The following is a 17,395-nucleotide window of genomic DNA, read 5'->3' as shown; positions in this document are numbered from 1 at the left end:
CAATGACTTGCATTGATGGCGCGTTTTTTGCTGGATGTCTCCCGAATCTCTGAGGGAAGACGTCCATGTCGCGAGCCACAATCCTGTTGGTGGATGCCGAACCGGCCCTGCGCGAGGCCGTGGTCCGAGTGCTGGCCACGATTCCGCGGGTGCGATTGCAGACCTGCACCGCCGCGGCGTTGCCGCAGACCCTTGAGGGGACCGGTGCTGCGGCGGTGCTTCTGGCGGACGCCGCGGCGGTTCCCGCCGGACCCCTGCCGCAACCACGCTCTGCGTTTGCCGCCGTGAGCCTGGATGCCAGCCACGAGCGCGAGCTGGCTGCCATGCGGGCCGGGGTCGATGCGCACTTTGCGCTGCCGGAGATGGGGGAATCCCTGGCTCAGTGGCTGCGCCCACTGCTGGCATCCGGGCGCGACTTCGAAGCTCCCGCGCTGGTCGCCCGGAGTGCCGCGATGCAGGGGATCGACCGGTTTGTCTCGCGCATCGCGTCCAGCGCCGCGACCGTATTCGTCACCGGGGAGTCGGGAGTGGGCAAGGAAGTGCTGGCGCGGCAACTGCATGCGCGTTCGCCGCGCAAGCGGGGCCCGTTCGAGGCAATCAACTGTGCGGCGCTCCCCGAGGCGATGCTCGAGGCCATGCTGTTCGGACACGCCAAGGGCGCGTTTACCGGTGCGGTGGAGGCGCGGCCGGGCAAGTTCCAGCGCGCCCATGGCGGGACCCTGTTGCTCGACGAAGTGACCGAGATCCCCGTGCATCTGCAGGCCAAGCTGCTGCGCGCCCTGCAGGAGCGGGAGGTCGAGCCGCTCGGGGGGCGACAGGCGCAACGCGTGGACGTGCGGGTGATCGCGACCTCCAACCGTGACTTGCGCGCGGCGGTGGCCGAGGGCGAGCTGCGCGAGGACCTCTACTACCGTCTGAACGTTTTCCCCCTCTGCATTCCGCCGCTGCGCGAACGGCCCGAGGATATCGTGCCGCTCGCGCAGGCCCTGCTGCGCCGCCTGAGCGGAGGACGGCTGCAGGATCTCGACGCGGGCGCGCAGCGACGCCTGCAGGCGCATGACTGGCCCGGCAACGTGCGCGAGCTTGCCAACGTGATGGAACGCGCGATCACGCTCCACGAGGACGAGACCCCACGGGTGACGGCAGAGGCGGTCTGGCTGGACGCCGACATGTTGGGCCCTTGGGCCTCGCCGAATGCCGCCGGAGTCGCCCCGCACGCGCCGGGGCACGCGGCAGAGGGCATCGACGAAAACCCGACACCCATGCTGGAGCAGACCCTTCAGACCCAGGAGGGCCGGGTGATCCTGAACGTCCTGCGGGAGTCGGGCGGGCGCCGCAAGGAGGCGGCGGATCGCCTGGGAATCAGCCCGAGAACATTGCGTTACAAGCTGGCGCGCCTGCGCGAGCACGGCTTTGCGGTGCCCGCATCCGGCTGACGCCGAGTGGCCTGGCATGTCGATTGCTTGATGATTTCCAGACAGAACCGCAACACGCCGGGTCCGTCCTGCGGGACGGTCCGGCGTGACGAGAAGCCCCGGGGGTAATGACCATGAGCGAGATGCAGATCCAGAACGTCCTGCAGCAGATGCGTCAGTTGACGCAGACGAACGGGATCGAGGGTACGAATCCGGCCCAGCAGGTGCGCGACCCCCAGCGCGTGGGCGGCGCGGACTTCCAGAACGTGCTGACCGAGTCGCTGCGCGGCGTGAACGAGACGCAACAAACGGCCTCCGACCTGCAGACCCGTTTCGAGCTGGGCGACGACAGCGTGAGCCTGCCACAGGTGATGACAGCCATGAGCAAGTCCAGTATTGCCTTTGAGGCGACCAACCAGGTACGCAACCGGCTGCTGACCGCGTACCAGGAAATCATGCGGATGCAGGTCTGATCGGCCGGACGGGCTGAGGGAGAAAACGGACGATGGCCGAGAATGCACAAACCCTGCCGGCGGTGGTAACCGGGGGCATCAAGGAGTTCAACGGGATGCCCGCGGGGCGTCAGCTGGCCCTGATCGGGATGCTGGCGGGTGCGATCGTGGTGATCGTGGCGCTGCTGTACTGGGCGATGCGGCCGACCTATGTGCCGCTGTTTCCGCGCATGGATGCGGAGGACGCGGCGGAGGTGGTGCAGGTGCTGTCCCAGGCCGGGATCCAGTACCAGGTGGATTCCACGACCGGGCAGGTGAAGGTGCCTCAAGGGGATGTGGCCGATGCGCGCTTGCAGCTGGCGAGCGAGGGGCTGCCGCGCTCCGGGGACCTGGGCTTCGAACTCCTGCAGGAAGACACCGGCCTGGGCACCAGCCGCATGATCGAGGGGGCACGCCACCATCGCGCGATGGAGGGCGAACTCGGCCGCACGGTCGCCTCGCTGGACGCTGTCGAGCGGGCGCGGGTGCATATCGCCGAGGCCGAGCAGTCGGTGTTCGTGCGCGACCGGCGCCCGGCCAGTGCCTCCGTCGTGGTGCACCTGCGGGGGAATCGCTCCCTGAGCGAGTCGCAGGTGGGTGCGATCGTGCACCTGGTAGCGTCCAGCACGTCGGACCTGGATCCCGAGCGCGTGACCGTAGTGGATCAGCGCGGGAACCTGCTGACCCAGGACGGGGCCGAGTCGGGCATGGGCGGCAGTGGCGATCGCCTCAGCTTCACCCGGGATGTGGAAAACCGTTACACCGACCGGATCCGCGACCTGCTGATTCCGATCGTGGGTCGCGACAAGGTCCGGGTGCAGGTGAACGCGGACATCGATTTTTCGCGCACCGAGCGCACCGAGGAGCTGTACGATCCCGAGACGATCGCGCTGCGCTCCGAGCAGACCCGCGAGGAAGAACGCACGGGCTCCGAGGGCGGCATGGGGGGCGTTCCAGGGGCCCTGACTAACCAGCCGCCCGAGGGTGGGGCGGTGGGTGCCGAAGACGATGAGGGCGGTGTCCAGCCGGCGCCGCTCCCGGGCAGTCGCAGTACCAACGTGACCCGCAACTACGAGGTGGACCGCCGGATCAATCACATCCGCGAGATGCCCGGCGGCGTGCAGCGGGTGTCCACCGCGGTCGTGGTGGACTTCCGGCAGGAAGTGAACGAGGACGGCGAGACCGTGCAGGTGGCGCGAGATGCGGAAGAACTGGACCGCATCGAGGCGCTGGTGCGCGAGGCGGTTGGCTTCAATGCCGAGCGTGGCGATACGATCAACGTGGTGACGGCCCCGTTCGAGGCACCGGTCGAGGAACTTCCGGCGGAAGAGATCGCCTTCTGGGAGCAGCCCTGGTTCATCGAGGTTGTCAAGATTGTGGCGGCGCTGTTGCTGGCCCTGATTATCTTGCTGACGGTGGTGCGACCCGCGATGAAACATCTGATGAAGCGCCCGCCGGCCCCGCCCCGTCGCGAGGATGAGCGCGAGGCCTTGACCGACGAGTCCGGCGGAGAGGCCGGTATGGGGCAGGGGCAGAGCGAAGGATCGGCCGTGGCCGCGCTGACCGGGCCCAAGGGACCGGACCAGCAGGAGATGGATCTGGAGGCCGTGCGCGAGATGGTCCGCGAGGATCCCAAGCGCGTGGCACAGGTGATGAAGACGTGGTTGGGTGACGATGGCCGCTGACAAGAACTCCAATCTGGAAGGCGCCGAACGCGCCGCCGTGTTCATGATGAGCCTCGGCGAAGATGCCGCCGCCGAGGTCATGCGCCACATGGGGCCCAAGGAGGTGCAGAAGATCGGCACCGCGATGGCCTCGATGGACCGCATCTCCCGTAGTGACGTGAACGCCGCGCTGCACGAGTTTTCCACCCATGTGCAGGAACAAACCGCGCTGGGTGTGGGGGCCGACGAGTACGTGCGCAGCGTCATGGAGAATGCGCTCGGCGACAAGGCCTCGGGCCTGATCGACCGCATCCTCCTCGGGCGCAATTCCAAGGGGATCGAGGCGCTGAAGTGGCTGGACCCGCGTGCGATCGCGGACATGCTGCGCAACGAGCATCCGCAGATCGTGGCCATCGTGCTGTCGCACCTGGATTCCGACCAGGCCTCGGACACCCTGCAGTATCTGCCCGGCCGGGTGCAGTCCGACATCGTGATGCGCATCGCCACCATGGACGGGGTCCAGCCCCAGGCGCTGCAGGAGCTGGACGAGATCCTCGACCGGCAACTCTCTGGCAATGCAGCGAGCAAGACCTCCATGCTGGGCGGGGTGCGTTCGGCGGCCAACATCATGAACCTGATGGAGGGCTCGCGGGAGGCCGAGATCATGGATACGATCAAGGAGTCCGACTCCGACCTGGGCTCGCGGATCGAGGAAGAGATGTTCGTCTTCGAGAACCTGGTGGACATCGACGACCGCGGGATCCAGACGCTGATGCGCGAGATCCAGACCGAATCCCTGGTGCTCGCGTTGAAGGGCGCCGACGACGACCTGAAGGACAAGATTTTCCGCAACATGTCCAAGCGCGCCGGCGAGATGCTGCGCGAGGACCTCGAGGCCAAGGGCCCGGTCCGCGTCAGCGAAGTGGAAGCCGCGCAGAAGGAGATCCTGTCGGTGGCCCGGCGCCTGGCGGAGAACGGCGACATCGTGCTGGGTGGTGGCGGTAGCGAGGCCATGTTGTGACCGACAGCCCGGCGGCCAGGCTGTATACCGACGCCTCGGCGTCGCTGTGGGAGCCGCCGGAGATCGGCGAGGATGGCGTACACCCCCCGCGTCGGCTGCCCACCGCCGCCGAGATCGAGGCGATCGAGGAAGAGGCGCGCAAGAACGGCTTCGAGGCGGGGTATGCCGAAGGCCATGAACTGGGGCAGAAGGAGGCCGAGAAGGCCGCCCGCGCGCGCGAGGACAAGAAGCTGCGCGAGACCGTGGCGGCCCTGGAGGCCGTTGCCGGCGGACTGGCCGACCCGCTGGCCGACGCCACGGACGCCCTGGAGCCGGAGCTGCTCGCGCTGGTGACCGTGCTGGCCCGGAAGGTAGTGCAGAGCGAACTGGAATCCCGGCCGGAACAGATCCGGGCGGTCCTGGACGGGGCGCTGGCCCAGCTGCCGGGGCGCAACCAGGAGGTGCGCGTTCACTTGAACCCGGATGATCAGGGACTGGTCGAGACCTACGGGGAACGCTCGGACACGCGGATTACCTGGGTACCGGACCCAACGCTGGCGCGCGGCGGCTGCCGGGTCGAGGCGGGCGCGGCGAGTGTGGACGCCAGCCTGGAACGGCGGCTGCAACACGCCGTGGAGGCGCTATGGAACGGCGAAGCCCCGATGGCGGACGACGACGCGCCCTCACAGGGCCCGGCGGCAACGCGCCCTGAAACGGGCCCGAACCCGGAGGATTCATGAGCACCCCGATCGACGACCTGCGCCGCAGGGGACGCGAACGCCTGAGCACCGGTCTTCTGGATCGCCTGCAGCAGACCCGGGGGCGGGTGGAACGGGTCAACCCGCCGCAGTCGGAAGGCCACCTGTCGCGCCTGACCGGGCTCACGCTGGAGGCCGAGGGCTTGCGTCTGCCGATTGGCGGGCGTGCCCTGATCCATGGCGAGACCGGGGACCCGGTGCCGGCCGAGGTGGTCGGCTTCCAGAACGAACGCACCTTCCTGATGCCGGAGGAACTGGCCACCGGCCTGACACCCGGGGCGCGTATCGAACCGCTGGACAACCAGCGCCAGATCCCGGTTGGCGAGGGGCTTCTCGGCCGGGTGATCGACGCCAACGGCCGGCCACTGGACGGGCAGGGCCCGATCCGCACCCATGACTTCGGGCCGCTGGCCGGGCGGCCGATCAACCCGTTGCAGCGCGCACCCGTGCGCGAGCCGCTGGATGTCGGGATCCGCGCGATCAATGGACTGTTGTCGGTGGGGCGCGGCCAGCGTCTCGGTCTCTTCGCGGGCTCGGGGGTCGGCAAGAGCGTGTTGCTGGGGATGATGACCCGCAACACCACGGCGGACGTGATCGTGGTGGGCCTGATCGGCGAACGCGGCCGGGAAGTCAACGAATTCATCCACGAGATCCTGGACGAGGAATCGCGCACCCGCACGGTGGTGGTTGCGGTGCCGGCCGACCAGTCGCCGCTGCTGCGCCAGCATGGCGCCTGGGTGGCCACAGCGGTGGCGGAGCATTTCCGCGATCAGGGCCTGCATGTGCTGCTGCTGATGGATTCCCTGACCCGTTTTGCCCAGGGGGCCCGCGAGATCGCGATGGCGATCGGGGAACCGCCGGCCTCCAAAGGCTATGCGGCCTCGGTGTTCGCGCGCCTGCCGCAGCTGGTGGAGCGCGCCGGCAATGGCGATGTCGGGGGCGGCTCGATCACGGCCTTCTATACGGTGCTGGCCGAAGGCGATGACCAGAATGATCCCATCGTGGACGCGGCACGCGCGATCCTCGACGGCCATGTGGTCCTGTCACGCGAGGTGGCGGAGACCGGGCGCTATCCGGCCATCGATGTGGGTGCGTCGGTCTCGCGCGTGATGTCCTCGCTGATCACGCCGGAACACGAGCGCGCCGCACGGCGTTTCCGCGACCTCGCGGCAACCTACATGCGCAATCGTGACCTGATCGCCGTGGGCGCCTATCGCAAGGGCGCCGACCCTCATCTGGACGAGGCGGTGGTGATGCATGAACGCCTGGAGGCCTATCTGGCACAGGGTCGCGATGAGGCCATCGGCTTCGACCGCGCACGGGATGATCTCCTGGCTCTGGTGGGCGCGGCGGCATGAACCCGAAACGCCTGGAACGGCTGTTGCGCCTGCGCCGGATCGAGGAGAGCGAGGCGACGCGCCAGCTGGGTGAGCGCTTGCAGCAGCTGGATGCCATCGCGGGTCAACGCGAGCGGCTGGAGACGTATCAGCGCGAATACCTGCAGGCGACTCTGCCGGACGATGCGAATGCCCTGAAGTGGCTGGCGGGGATGCGCGACCAGTTGCGCTCCGCGCTGGAGCAGCAGGATCTGCGTATCCAGGCAGCGGAGTCGCAGGTAGAGACGGCGCGCCAGGAATGGCTGGAACGCCATCGCAACAGCCTTTCGCTGGAGAAGCTGCTTGAACGCCGGCGGGCCGAGACGGCCCAGCATGACGCCCGGCGTCAGCAGACCGAGCAGGACATGTGGGCAACTCGACAGGCCCATGCGCGCGACGAAGACGCGCGTTGGCAGGGTTCTTGAATGACCGTGACTATCGATTGAGGCGAGGGCCCGGGGATCACCCCGGCATACCGAGGATCCGGACATGATCGCGACACAGAATACTGGCCAGGGCATGCTGCCGCTGCTGCAACTGCTGGGCGGCGGCTCGCTGCAGGACCTGGATGGCATGAAGGGCCTGAAGGGCGGGCTCGAGGGCCAGGAGGGCGAGGGTTTCCTCGCGGTGCTGGAGCCACAAATGGAGGCCCTGCTGGCCCGTCTGGGCGTGGCGGAAGACGAGCTCGAAGGGCTGGACCTGGAGGCGATGCTTGCACGGCTGCAGGAGCTTCTCGACGGGCAGGGCCTCGCCGCCGGTGCCGAAGGGGATGGCAAGGGCTTGCCGGTCGCCGCCCTGATCGGCGCTGTACAGGAGCCCGGGCGACCGGATGCCCCCCGGGGCGAGTCGGGCCCGGGCCGGAGCGGCGCCGAGGACCGGGGGCTACCGGTCAAGCCATTGCCCGCCGCGGTTATGCGACTGTTCGTGGAGGCGAGCCAGGCCTCCGGGGGGCGTGACGGGGTGGCCGCGCTCAAGCCCGATGTCCTGGGCGGCCAGGGCGGCCAGGGCGGGCTTGCGCGCGACAACGTGCTGGAGATCCTTGCCCAGTGGATGACGCAGGGTGGGGATGAGTCGCGACGCGGGCGCACGGACCCCCTTGCCGGTGTCCTCCCGGTCGCCGGTGCGGGGCAGGCCGAGGCCGGGGAGGCGGCCCGGGCCATGCCCAGGCTGGATCTCACCCGGTTGCTGCAACAGCCCAACGGGGCGCGCGAATTGGCGGACCAGGTGCGGATGCTGGCCCAGGCACAGGGTGGACGCACCGAACTCAAGTTGCACCCGCCACAGCTGGGCAGCCTGGATGTCCGCGTGCTGGTGGAGGGCGATCGCACCAGTATTCAGTTCATTAGTGCCAACCCGGTGACCCGGGAAGTCCTCGAAGCGGCCATGCCGCGTCTGCGTGACAGCCTGGCGGAGAGCGGCCTGATGCTCGAGGATGCGACCGTCTCCGACCAGGCGGCCGAGGAACAGGCCGAGCAGGATGCGCACGGCAGCGCCCCGGCGGATGGCGAGGCCAGCGAGACCGACGAAGGCGAGAACGAGGGCAGCACCCTCTCGATGCTGAATCGGCGCCTGGACCTGTTTGCCTGACCCGGCTCGGGCGGAGTGCGGTTGGCCGTGGCTTGCATGCGGGCGGCGAATCGGGGCATCGCTGCCCCCCGGCGGCGCTTCTCCGTGGTGAGCCACGTGCTGCCGCCTTGCCGCCAAGATTCCGTCTTTCCCTGGCCACGGGCGGCCGATTCTTGACGTTCTCCGCCATGGTTTTTCCCGAATAACGCTCGAATCCTCGCATCATCCCTCTCTAAGTATCGGTTTTAGCGAACTAAATCGAACTCTGGCATCCGCCTTGCTATGGTCTGCACCGAGAGCAAATCCTCGGTTTACCGGACAGCGGGTGCGACATGGCGGAGAAGGAAGTCAATCTTGAGGAAGAAGAAGGCGCAACCCCGAAGAAGGGTGGCAAGGGCAAGCTGATTGTCCTGATCCTGATCGCGGTGCTGCTGCTGGCAGGCGGTGCCGGCGCCGCTTGGTTCTTCCTGGTGGCGGGGGACGACGAGACCGAAGAGGTCGAGGCCGGCCCGCCCGAACGCTTCTACACCAGTCTGGAGCCGATGACGGTGAACATCGAGGCGCCGGGTCGCATCCGCTACCTGCGGGCGGAACTGAGCCTGGTGACCCATGACGCGGCGGTCGAGGAGGCCTTCGAGCGGCACATGCCGGCGATCCGTAACGACATCCTGGGCATCCTGGCGGAACAGCGCTACGAGGATCTGAACACGCGTGGGGGCAAGGCGGAACTGGCGCAGGAGCTGAAAGAGGCGATCCGCGAGATCCTGGCCTCGCGCGATGCGCCGGATGCGGTCGAGGCCGTGCTGTTCAACGAACTGGTGATGCAGTAGGAGCCCCGTCATGGCACAGACGGATATCCTCAGCCAGGACGAGATCGATGCCCTCCTGCATGGTGTGGACGAGGGCGATGTCGAGACCGAAGACCCGTATCCGAGTGACGGCCAGGCTCGGGAATTCAACTTCGCCACGCAGGACCGGATCGTGCGTGGGCGGATGCCCACGCTGGAGATGATCAACGAGCGCTTCGCACGCCATCTCCGGGTCCGCCTGTTCAACGTCCTGCGCCGCTCCGCCGAGATCTCGGTGGTGGGCACCCGCATCACCAAGTTCTCCGAATACATGCACTCCCTGTTCGTGCCCACCAGTCTGAATCTGGTGCGGGCGCATCCGCTGCATGGCACCGGGCTGTTCGTGTTCGACCCCAAGCTGGTGTTCATCCTGGTGGACAACTTCTTCGGGGGCGACGGGCGCTACTACACCCGTATCGAGGGGCGTGACTTCACGCCGATGGAGATGAAGGTGGTGCACGGGGTGCTGGAGGGTGCCTTCGAGGACATGCAGAAGGCCTGGCAGCCGGTGATGGAACTGCAGTTCGAGTTCCTGAATTCGGAGGTCAACCCGCAGTTCGCGAACATCGTCTCCCCCACCGAGATCGTTGTGATCAGCGAGTTCCACATCGAGCTCGACGGGGGCGGCGGCAACCTGCACGTCACCCTGCCGTACTCGATGATCGAGCCGATCCGCGAGCAGCTGGATACCGGCATCCAGTCGGATCGCTCCGACGTCGACCAGCGCTGGATGCACGCGCTGCAGGAGGAGATCCAGACCGCCGAGGTCGAGATCAGCTCCATCCTCGCGGAGACCGAGGTCACCGTCCGCGAGCTGCTGGATATCCAGCCCGGCGACATCATTCCGGTCGACCTCCCCGACAAGATTTCCCTGCAAGTCGAAGACATCCCGATGTTCCGCGGGAAGTTCGGCGTATCCAATGGGCTGAATGCGATCCAGATTTCGGAACGCATCATCAAACGATAGAGGGCCGCAGCATGGCAGACACCGACGATCCCAAACAGGACAACCCCGGCCCGGAAGAGGAAGCCGCCACCGAGACTTCGGAAGCCGAGGGTGGTTCCGACGACCAGGCCCTGGCCGACGAATGGGCCGCCGCCCTGGCGGAGCAGAAGGACGATGACGGCGAGGAGGCCGCCGATCCGGATGCACTGCTCAACGAGGCGCAAGGCGGCGGCGCTGGCGAATCCGAACAGGAGACGCCGAAGTCCGAGAAGAAGGAGCGCAAGCACAAGCCCGACCCGGGCGCGGAGACGCTGCAGCCGGAACAACTCTCCGGCGTGGTGCAGGGCGACGGCGAGGAGATGAACCTGGAGATGGTGCTGGATGTACCGGTGACCATTTCCATGGAGATCGGCCGTACGCGCATCCCGATCCGCAACCTGCTGCAGCTGAACCAGGGCTCCGTGGTGGAACTGGACCGTCTGGCCGGCGAACCGCTCGACGTGCTGGTCAACGGCACCCTGATCGCGCACGGCGAGGTCGTGGTGGTCAACGAGAAATTCGGGATCCGGCTGACCGATGTGATTAGCCCCAGCGAACGGATTCGCAAACTCAAATAGCCATGAATCAACGGTATACGCACATATCGGCCCTCGTCCTGACGGCCGTCACGGGGAGCCTCTGGCCGCTGACCGCGTTCGCGGAGGGCGGTAGCAGTGGCGCCGCGGGGTATCTGGCTCAGCTGATCGGCGGCCTGGTGCTGGTGATCGGCGCGATCGTCGTCCTCGGATGGGTGCTGCGCCGGACGCAGGGCGGGCTGAACCGTGGCTCTCAGGTGATCGAGATCGTCGCGGCGCGTTCGGTGGGCGCGCGGGAACGGCTGGTGCTGGTCCAGGTTGGCGACGAACAGGTGCTGGTCGGGGTGGCACCCTCCGGCATGCGCGCGCTGCACACCCTGCGCGAGCCGGTGACCGCGCCGGCCGGCGAGGCCCCGGACTTCTCCGGCGTGCTCAAGCGGGCCGTGAGCCGTCGCGCCCCGGCGGCGGGCGAGCGAGGGCAGTCGTGATGTCGCGGCTGCTGCGCATCGGCCTGGCGCTCGGTCTTCTGGCTCTTCCCGGGATGGCCGGGGCACAGGTGGCCCAGGGGATCGAGGCCCTGACCGTAACGACGGACGGGAACGGGGGCGAGACCTATTCGGTGACGCTGCAGATCATCCTGCTGATGACGCTGCTCACCCTGCTGCCGTCGATCCTGATCATGATGACCGCCTTCACCCGCATCCTGGTGGTCCTGGCGATCCTGCGCCAGGGACTGGGGACGACCCAGACCCCCTCCAATCAGATCCTGATCGGCCTGGCCTTCTTCCTGACCCTGTTCGTGATGGCGCCGGTCTTCGAGGAGATCTACGACACCGCGTTCGTGCCCTATGTCAACGAGGAGATGGGCACCGAGGAGGTGCTGCAGGCCGGGGTACAGCCGCTGCGCGAGTTCATGCTCGCGCATACCCGCGAGAGCGACATTGCGATGTTCGCCGAGATCAACGGCATCGACGGGTTCGAGGAGGCGGACGACATCCCGCTGAGCCTGCTGGTACCGGCGTTCATCACCAGCGAACTCAAGACCGCGTTCCAGATCGGCTTCCTGATCCTGATTCCGTTCCTGATCATCGACCTGGTGGTGGCCTCGGTCCTGATGTCGATGGGGATGGTCATGCTTTCGCCGCTGATTATCTCGCTGCCGTTCAAGGTGATGCTGTTCGTGCTGGTGGACGGATGGGCGCTGATGATGAACACGCTTGCCACCAGTTTCTTCGTCTAGGAGGTCCGGATGACACCCGAATTGGTCGTTGATGTGGGGCGCGAGACCCTGACCGTGGTGGTGCTGCTCGCCGCGCCGCCGCTGTTGACCGCGCTGGCCGTGGGCCTGGCGATCGGCATGCTGCAGGCGGCCACGCAGATCCAGGAAATGACCCTGTCCTTCATCCCCAAGCTGCTGGCGATGTTCGCCGCCTTGCTGATCAGTGGCCACTGGATGCTGGCACTGCTGATCGACTACACCGAGCGGCTCTACGAGGGCGCGCCGGGCATGGTGGGATAGGCAATGACCCTGGCGGCGGAACAGCTGGTGCTGTGGGTGGGGGCGGTCCTGTGGCCGTTCGCGCGCATTGGCGCCATGCTCGTCGCCATGCCGATCTTCGGCGCCGATACGGTCAACGCGCGAGTGCGCATGGGGCTGGCGTTGCTGCTGGCGATCTTCGTGGCCATGCAAGGGCCGGTCGTGCCGGATATCGATCCGCTGAGCCTGGAGGGTGTGGTGGTGACGCTGCATCAGGTCGCGATCGGTGTGTTCATGGGGTTCATCCTGCAAATGGTGTTCTCCGCCGTGACCCAGGCCGGCGAGGTGATCGCCCTGGGGATGGGGCTCGGCTTCGCCTCCATCGTGGATCCGGCCCAGGGGGTTCAGGTGCCGGTGGTGTCGACCATCTTCGTGATCTTCTCGACCCTGCTGTTCCTGGCGATGAATGGCCACCTGATCGCGCTGGAACTGATGCTGACCAGCTTCGAGACCATGCCGATCGCGCCCACCGGCCTGAACGCGGAGGCGTTCTACGCGCTGGTCGCGTTTGGGTCGACGATGTTTGTCGGGGCCGTGCTGGTGGCGCTGCCGGCGGTGGCCTCGCTGCTGCTGGTGAACATCTCCATGGGGGTAATCACCCGCGCCTCGCCGCAGCTGAACATCTTCGCGGTGGGGTTCCCGATGATGATCCTGATCGGGTTCGTGCTGCTGATGTTCACGCTTCCGGGTCTGCCGGAACGCTTTGGCGAGCTGATGCTCGAGGGCTTCAACCTGATGCAGACCCGGATGGGATTCTGACATGGCCGAGAACGAGAGCGGACAGGAAAAAACCGAAGAGCCCACTCCGAAACGCCTGCGCGAGGCGAAGGAGAAGGGACAGGTTCCGCGATCGCGCGAACTCAGCACCTTCCTGGTGCTGATGGCCGCGGGGGCGTTTATGTTGATGTACGGCCCGAATATGGGCGCGCAACTCGCTGAACAGATGAGCAGTCGTCTGGATTTCGAGCCGGAACTGGCGTACGACTCCTCGCTGCTGCTGCCCTACCTGGCCCAGGAACTCTTCCGCACCCTGCGCACCCTGTTTCCCCTTTTCGGGGTGTTGATCGTCGCGGCGGTGATGGCGCCGATCGTGATCGGGGGCGCGAACTTTTCCTGGAAGGCGGCAGCGCCGAAGGCCTCCAAGCTGAATCCCGGCAAGGGACTCAAGCGGATCTTCTCGTGGCAGGGCCTGATGGAGTTCGGCAAGACCTTTGCCAAGTTCGTACTGATCTCCAGTGTCGCGGTGGCCGTGCTCGCGACGTTCTCCGACCGGCTGCTGATGCTTGGCTACGAGCCCGTTCATCAAGGTATTGCCCACGCCGCCACGCTGGTGCTGGGCACCTTTATCGCGGTATCGGCGGCCCTGATCGTGGTGGCGGCGATCGATGCGCCGTTCCAGATGTGGAATCACCAGAAGCAACTGCGCATGACCCGGCAGGAGGTCAAGGACGAATACAAGGAGACGGACGGCAAGCCCGAGGTGAAGCAGAAGGTCCGGCAGCTGCAGCAGGAGATGGCGCAGCGGCGGATGATGGAAGAGGTCCCGAAAGCCGACGTGATCATCACCAACCCGACGCACTATGCCGTGGCCATCGTGTACGAGGCCTCGCGCATGGCAGCCCCCAAGGTGGTGGCCAAGGGTGCCGACGAGGTGGCCGCGTCGATCCGGGCTGTGGCGGACGAGCACGCGATCATCCGCGTCGAGGCACCACGCGTGGCCCGTGCGATCTATTTCACCACCGACCTGAACCAGGAGATCCCGAACGGCCTGTTCGTCGCCGTGGCACGCATCCTGGCCTACGTCTATCAGCTCAAGCGGGCCGATGCCGACGCGCAGATGCCGGATGACCTGCCGGTGCCGGAGGATTACCTCGATCCCGACAAGCAACGCGGCAAGCGGAGGGATCGCTGATGGCCTTCCTCGACCGCCTGGGCAATGTCGGCAAGTGGGGGCTGGGCGCACCCATCCTGCTGATCGCGATGCTCTCCATGATGGTGCTGCCGTTGCCGCCGCTGGCGCTGGACGTGCTGTTCACCTTCAACATCGCGTTGTCGCTGGTCGTGATCATGGTCGCGGTGTACACGCCGCGCCCGCTGGAGTTCGCGGTCTTCCCGACGGTGCTGCTGGTCGCCACCTTGCTGCGCCTGGCCCTGAATATCGCCTCGACCCGCGTGATCCTGCTCGAGGGCCACACGGGAACCGATGCCGCCGGCAAGGTGATCCAGGCATTCGGTGACTTCGTGGTGGGGGGCAATTACACCGTCGGCCTGGTGGTGTTCGCCATCCTGATCATCATCAACTTCGTGGTGGTGACCAAGGGCGCGGGACGTGTTTCCGAGGTCAGCGCCCGCTTCACCCTCGATTCCATGCCCGGCAAGCAGATGGCGATCGACGCCGACCTGAACGCCGGCATCCTGACCCAGGAAGAGGCGCGCAAGCGGCGCGAGGAGATTGCCAGCGAGGCGGACTTCTATGGCTCCATGGACGGCGCCTCGAAGTTCGTGCGCGGTGACGCGATCGCCGGGATCCTGATCCTGTTCGTGAACATCATCGGCGGCTTGACCATTGGGGCGGTCCAGCACGGCATGTCCATCGGCGATGCCGCCACGAATTACGTGCTGCTGACAATCGGCGACGGTCTGGTCGCGCAGATCCCGTCGCTGGTGCTGTCCTCGGCCACCGCGATCATCGTGACCCGCGTGACCAGCAGCCAGGACATGGGCCAGCAGGTCTACGGGCAGATGTTCTCCAACCCGCGCGTGCTGTACGTGGCCGGTGGCGTGATCGCGGCGCTGGGGATCGTGCCGGGCATGCCGAACGCGGTGTTCCTGGGCCTGGCGGCACTGATCTTCGGCGGCGCCTACCTGCTCAAGCGCCAGGCCCGCGAGGCCGCGGTGGAGGTCGAGCGCATCCCGCAGGAGGACGAGGGCGGGGCGCGCTCGGAGGACCGCGACCTGACCTGGGAAGACGTACCACCGGTGGACCTGGTCTCGCTGGAGGTGGGCTATCGCCTGATCCCGCTGGTCGATCGCACCCAGGACGGCCAGCTGATGGGGCGGATCAAGGGCGTGCGGCGCAAGCTCTCGCAGGAACTGGGCTTCCTGCTGCAGCCCGTGCATATCCGCGACAATCTCGAACTGAGCCCGAACGCCTACCGCATCAGCCTGCTCGGCGTCACGGTCGCCGAGGCCGAGGTCTTTCCCGACCGCGAGCTGGCGATCAATCCCGGCGAGGTCTTCGGGACGGTGCCGGGCACACCGACCAAGGACCCGACCTTCAACCTGGATGCCCTGTGGATCGATCCGGCCGACCGCGACCAGGCCCAGGGCGCCGGCTACACGGTGGTGGACTGCTCCACCGTTATCGCGACGCACCTGTCGCAGGTGTTCCGCGAGAACGCCCACCGCCTGATCGGGCACGAGGAGGCACAGCACCTGCTGGATCAGCTGGCGCGCCATTCGCCGAAGCTGGTGGAAAACCTGGTCCCCAAGACCCTCTCGCTTTCCATCGTCCTCAAGGTCCTGCAGAACCTGCTGGCCGAGCAGGTCTCGATCCGCGACCTGCGCACGATCGCCGAAACGCTGGCAGACGAGGGGGTGAAGAGTCAGGATCCCGGCACTCTCACCGCCGCGGTCCGGGTCGCGCTGGCGCGTTCCATCGTCCAGGACCTTGTGGGACCGGAGGACGAGCTGCCGCTGATCGCCCTGGACCCTTCGTTGGAACAGCTCTTGCATAAGTCCCTGCAGGGCAGTTCGGGTGGCACGGTTGGACTGGAGCCCGGGCTGGCGGAGCGGCTGCAACGCTCGGTCGCCGACGCGGCCCGCCGCCAGGAAACGGCCGGACAGCCGGCGGTCCTGGTGGTGGCGCCGGAGATCCGGTCCTGGATCGCCGGATGGCTGCGCGGCGCGGTTCGCAGCCTGACCGTGCTGGCCTTCACCGAGATTCCGGACAATCGCCGGATCCGGGTGGTCGCCACCGTCGGGCAGGAAGAGTCGCAGAAGCAGTCCGCCTGAACCACAAGATGAAGGGTTCCGCCGCGCGAGCGGCGCAGGAGATAAAGCATGAATGTCAGACGATATCGGGCCCGCGACATGCGTGACGCGATGCGCCAGGTGCGCGAGCAGCAGGGCGAGGATGCGGTCATCCTGTCCAGTCGCCGGGTGGATGGCTGGCTTGAGGTCGTCGCGGCGCTCGAGGACGGGGCCTCTTCGGACCCGGTCTGCGAGCCGGAAACCGCGAACCCCGGCCGCGCGCCGCATCCGGCGGCCGAGCCTGCACGCGAGGGCGCGACCGGGCAGGCCGCGCCCTCGTGGCCGGCGGATCCCGAGCTCACCGCGATGCGTCAGGAGCTGCGCGACCTGCGCAGCCTGATGACCCGCCAGTACGCCGAGAGCGAGGAGGCTCGCTGGGCGGCTCGTCACCCGCTGGCGGCGGAATGCAAGGCGCGTCTGATCGATCGCGGTTTCAGCGAATCCCTGGCGCGCAGTCTGGCCGGCAGCATCCTCGACGACAGCTCCCCCGAACAGGCCTGGGAACGGCTGCGGGCGCGCCTGTCCGGCGCAATCGCCACGCACCGACCGAGTATCCTCGACGAGGGGGGGCTGCTGGCGCTGGTGGGGCCGACCGGTGTCGGCAAGACCACCACGCTGGCGCGCATCGCGTTGCGCCAGATCCGCCGCATGGGGGCGGATTCGGTTACGCTGGTCACCCTGGACAGCCAGCGCATCGGGGCCACTCGCCAGTTGCAGGCCTTTGCCCAGATGGCGGGGATCTCTGTGCGAGTGCTGCAGAACGCGCGGGAGTTGCGCGAGCTGGCGCGGCGCGTGGAGGATGGGCACCTGATTCTGGTGGATACTGCGGGGCAGGCCCCGCGGGCGGTGGAGGATGAATCCCTGTTCGCGCATCTGCCGCCGGATATTCGCGCCGAGAGCTGGCTGGTGGTGTCGGCCACGACCGAGGGCAACGCCCTGCGGCGGGTGCTGGAGGCGTTTCGCAAGGCGGAGCCCTCCGCGCTGGTACTGACCAAGCTGGACGAGGCGGAACAGCTGGGCGAGGTGCTTTCGGTGCTGCTGGACCAGCACCTGGGCCTGGGGTTCGTCAGCGATGGGCAGCGCATCGCGGAGGACTTCCACCGGGTCGATACCGGACATCTGACCCGCCTGGCGCTGGACGATGACGCCGGGAATGCCGGTGCGGCGGGGAATGCCCGGGAGACCTG

17 protein-coding genes and 1 pseudogene are annotated in these 17,395 nt (G+C 67.1%); all 18 read left to right on the top strand.

The genetic code is table 11. The features are described 5' to 3' along the window. The first annotated feature begins 65 nt into the window (after window positions 1-65). The gene (locus F817_RS0109495; RefSeq protein ID WP_024327430.1) at window positions 66-1,436 is read left to right on the top strand and encodes a sigma-54-dependent Fis family transcriptional regulator; all 1,371 of its coding nucleotides are present in this window, start codon (window positions 66-68) and stop codon (window positions 1,434-1,436) included. A 113-nt stretch (window positions 1,437-1,549) separates the two neighbouring features. Beyond that, on the top strand, window positions 1,550-1,888 hold the full coding sequence (gene fliE, locus F817_RS0109490; protein WP_024327429.1) for a flagellar hook-basal body complex protein FliE: 339 nt from the start codon (window positions 1,550-1,552) through the stop codon (window positions 1,886-1,888). 32 nt (window positions 1,889-1,920) lie between these two features. Continuing rightward, window positions 1,921-3,591, top strand: coding sequence for a flagellar basal-body MS-ring/collar protein FliF (fliF, locus tag F817_RS0109485; protein WP_024327428.1), 1,671 nt, complete (start codon window positions 1,921-1,923; stop codon window positions 3,589-3,591). Continuing rightward, entirely contained in the window at window positions 3,581-4,591 is a 1,011-nt protein-coding gene (fliG, locus tag F817_RS0109480; RefSeq protein WP_024327427.1) for a flagellar motor switch protein FliG, read from the top strand. Before fliF ends, fliG begins: the two co-directional genes overlap by 11 nt. Beyond that, window positions 4,588-5,310, top strand: coding sequence for a FliH/SctL family protein (locus tag F817_RS0109475; protein WP_024327426.1), 723 nt, complete (start codon window positions 4,588-4,590; stop codon window positions 5,308-5,310). Before fliG ends, F817_RS0109475 begins: the two co-directional genes overlap by 4 nt. Further along, window positions 5,307-6,686 (top strand): FliI/YscN family ATPase, encoded by a 1,380-nt coding sequence (locus F817_RS0109470; protein WP_024327425.1) that lies wholly within the window; start codon window positions 5,307-5,309, stop codon window positions 6,684-6,686. Before F817_RS0109475 ends, F817_RS0109470 begins: the two co-directional genes overlap by 4 nt. Further along, on the top strand, window positions 6,683-7,129 hold the full coding sequence (fliJ, locus tag F817_RS0109465) for a flagellar export protein FliJ (RefSeq protein WP_024327424.1): 447 nt from the start codon (window positions 6,683-6,685) through the stop codon (window positions 7,127-7,129). Before F817_RS0109470 ends, fliJ begins: the two co-directional genes overlap by 4 nt. A gap of 64 nt (window positions 7,130-7,193) precedes the next feature. Next, entirely contained in the window at window positions 7,194-8,291 is a 1,098-nt protein-coding gene (locus F817_RS0109460) for a flagellar hook-length control protein FliK (protein WP_024327423.1), read from the top strand. A 311-nt stretch (window positions 8,292-8,602) separates the two neighbouring features. Next, complete coding sequence (gene fliL, locus F817_RS0109455; protein WP_024327422.1) at window positions 8,603-9,100, top strand: flagellar basal body-associated protein FliL; 498 nt, start codon at window positions 8,603-8,605, stop codon at window positions 9,098-9,100. Window positions 9,101-9,110: 10 nt separating this feature from the next. Further along, window positions 9,111-10,085, top strand: coding sequence for a flagellar motor switch protein FliM (fliM, locus tag F817_RS0109450; RefSeq protein ID WP_024327421.1), 975 nt, complete (start codon window positions 9,111-9,113; stop codon window positions 10,083-10,085). A gap of 11 nt (window positions 10,086-10,096) precedes the next feature. Further along, a complete protein-coding gene (gene fliN, locus F817_RS0109445; RefSeq protein ID WP_024327420.1) occupies window positions 10,097-10,681 on the top strand; it encodes a flagellar motor switch protein FliN in 585 nt (194 codons plus the stop codon). A 2-nt stretch (window positions 10,682-10,683) separates the two neighbouring features. Beyond that, a complete protein-coding gene (gene fliO, locus F817_RS0109440) occupies window positions 10,684-11,127 on the top strand; it encodes a flagellar biosynthetic protein FliO (RefSeq protein ID WP_024327419.1) in 444 nt (147 codons plus the stop codon). Next, complete coding sequence (fliP, locus tag F817_RS0109435; protein WP_024327418.1) at window positions 11,127-11,879, top strand: flagellar type III secretion system pore protein FliP; 753 nt, start codon at window positions 11,127-11,129, stop codon at window positions 11,877-11,879. Before fliO ends, fliP begins: the two co-directional genes overlap by 1 nt. 9 nt (window positions 11,880-11,888) lie before the next feature. Continuing rightward, on the top strand, window positions 11,889-12,158 hold the full coding sequence (gene fliQ / locus F817_RS0109430) for a flagellar biosynthesis protein FliQ (RefSeq protein ID WP_024327417.1): 270 nt from the start codon (window positions 11,889-11,891) through the stop codon (window positions 12,156-12,158). Window positions 12,159-12,161: 3 nt separating this feature from the next. Further along, window positions 12,162-12,935 carry a flagellar biosynthetic protein FliR gene (gene fliR / locus F817_RS0109425; RefSeq protein WP_024327416.1) on the top strand — a complete coding sequence of 258 codons (774 nt, stop codon included), beginning with the start codon at window positions 12,162-12,164 and terminating at the stop codon, window positions 12,933-12,935. 1 nt (window position 12,936) lies between these two features. After that, a complete protein-coding gene (gene flhB, locus F817_RS0109420; RefSeq protein ID WP_024327415.1) occupies window positions 12,937-14,088 on the top strand; it encodes a flagellar biosynthesis protein FlhB in 1,152 nt (383 codons plus the stop codon). Next, window positions 14,088-16,190 carry a flagellar biosynthesis protein FlhA gene (gene flhA, locus F817_RS0109415; protein WP_024327414.1) on the top strand — a complete coding sequence of 701 codons (2,103 nt, stop codon included), beginning with the start codon at window positions 14,088-14,090 and terminating at the stop codon, window positions 16,188-16,190. The genes flhB and flhA overlap by 1 nt, the downstream gene beginning before the upstream one ends. Before the next feature lie 48 nt (window positions 16,191-16,238). Further along, window positions 16,239-17,346, top strand: a pseudogene (flhF, locus tag F817_RS0109410) (flagellar biosynthesis protein FlhF); the annotation flags it as partial. Window positions 17,347-17,395: the final 49 nt, after the last annotated feature.

The sequence above is a fragment of the Thioalkalivibrio sp. AKL19 genome (assembly GCF_000420165.1).
Classification (GTDB): Bacteria; Pseudomonadota; Gammaproteobacteria; order Ectothiorhodospirales; family Ectothiorhodospiraceae; genus Thioalkalivibrio.
The sequence above is the reverse complement of the archived record's forward strand: the minus strand, read 5'-3'. Positions and strand labels throughout refer to the sequence as shown.

What these genes read in the sequence shown, in the direction of transcription:
- fliM (WP_024327421.1), top strand. Translation starts at nt 9,111, where the DNA reads ATGGCACAGACGGATATCCTCAGCCAGGACGAGATCGATGCCCTCCTG.
- flhA (WP_024327414.1), top strand. Translation starts at nt 14,088, where the DNA reads ATGGCCTTCCTCGACCGCCTGGGCAATGTCGGCAAGTGGGGGCTGGGC.
- fliF (WP_024327428.1), top strand. Translation starts at nt 1,921, where the DNA reads ATGGCCGAGAATGCACAAACCCTGCCGGCGGTGGTAACCGGGGGCATC.
- fliJ (WP_024327424.1), top strand. Translation starts at nt 6,683, where the DNA reads ATGAACCCGAAACGCCTGGAACGGCTGTTGCGCCTGCGCCGGATCGAG.
- F817_RS0109460 (WP_024327423.1), top strand. Translation starts at nt 7,194, where the DNA reads ATGATCGCGACACAGAATACTGGCCAGGGCATGCTGCCGCTGCTGCAA.
- fliG (WP_024327427.1), top strand. Translation starts at nt 3,581, where the DNA reads ATGGCCGCTGACAAGAACTCCAATCTGGAAGGCGCCGAACGCGCCGCC.
- flhB (WP_024327415.1), top strand. Translation starts at nt 12,937, where the DNA reads ATGGCCGAGAACGAGAGCGGACAGGAAAAAACCGAAGAGCCCACTCCG.
- fliL (WP_024327422.1), top strand. Translation starts at nt 8,603, where the DNA reads ATGGCGGAGAAGGAAGTCAATCTTGAGGAAGAAGAAGGCGCAACCCCG.
- fliN (WP_024327420.1), top strand. Translation starts at nt 10,097, where the DNA reads ATGGCAGACACCGACGATCCCAAACAGGACAACCCCGGCCCGGAAGAG.
- F817_RS0109470 (WP_024327425.1), top strand. Translation starts at nt 5,307, where the DNA reads ATGAGCACCCCGATCGACGACCTGCGCCGCAGGGGACGCGAACGCCTG.
- fliP (WP_024327418.1), top strand. Translation starts at nt 11,127, where the DNA reads ATGTCGCGGCTGCTGCGCATCGGCCTGGCGCTCGGTCTTCTGGCTCTT.
- fliO (WP_024327419.1), top strand. Translation starts at nt 10,684, where the DNA reads ATGAATCAACGGTATACGCACATATCGGCCCTCGTCCTGACGGCCGTC.
- fliQ (WP_024327417.1), top strand. Translation starts at nt 11,889, where the DNA reads ATGACACCCGAATTGGTCGTTGATGTGGGGCGCGAGACCCTGACCGTG.
- fliE (WP_024327429.1), top strand. Translation starts at nt 1,550, where the DNA reads ATGAGCGAGATGCAGATCCAGAACGTCCTGCAGCAGATGCGTCAGTTG.
- F817_RS0109495 (WP_024327430.1), top strand. Translation starts at nt 66, where the DNA reads ATGTCGCGAGCCACAATCCTGTTGGTGGATGCCGAACCGGCCCTGCGC.
- fliR (WP_024327416.1), top strand. Translation starts at nt 12,162, where the DNA reads ATGACCCTGGCGGCGGAACAGCTGGTGCTGTGGGTGGGGGCGGTCCTG.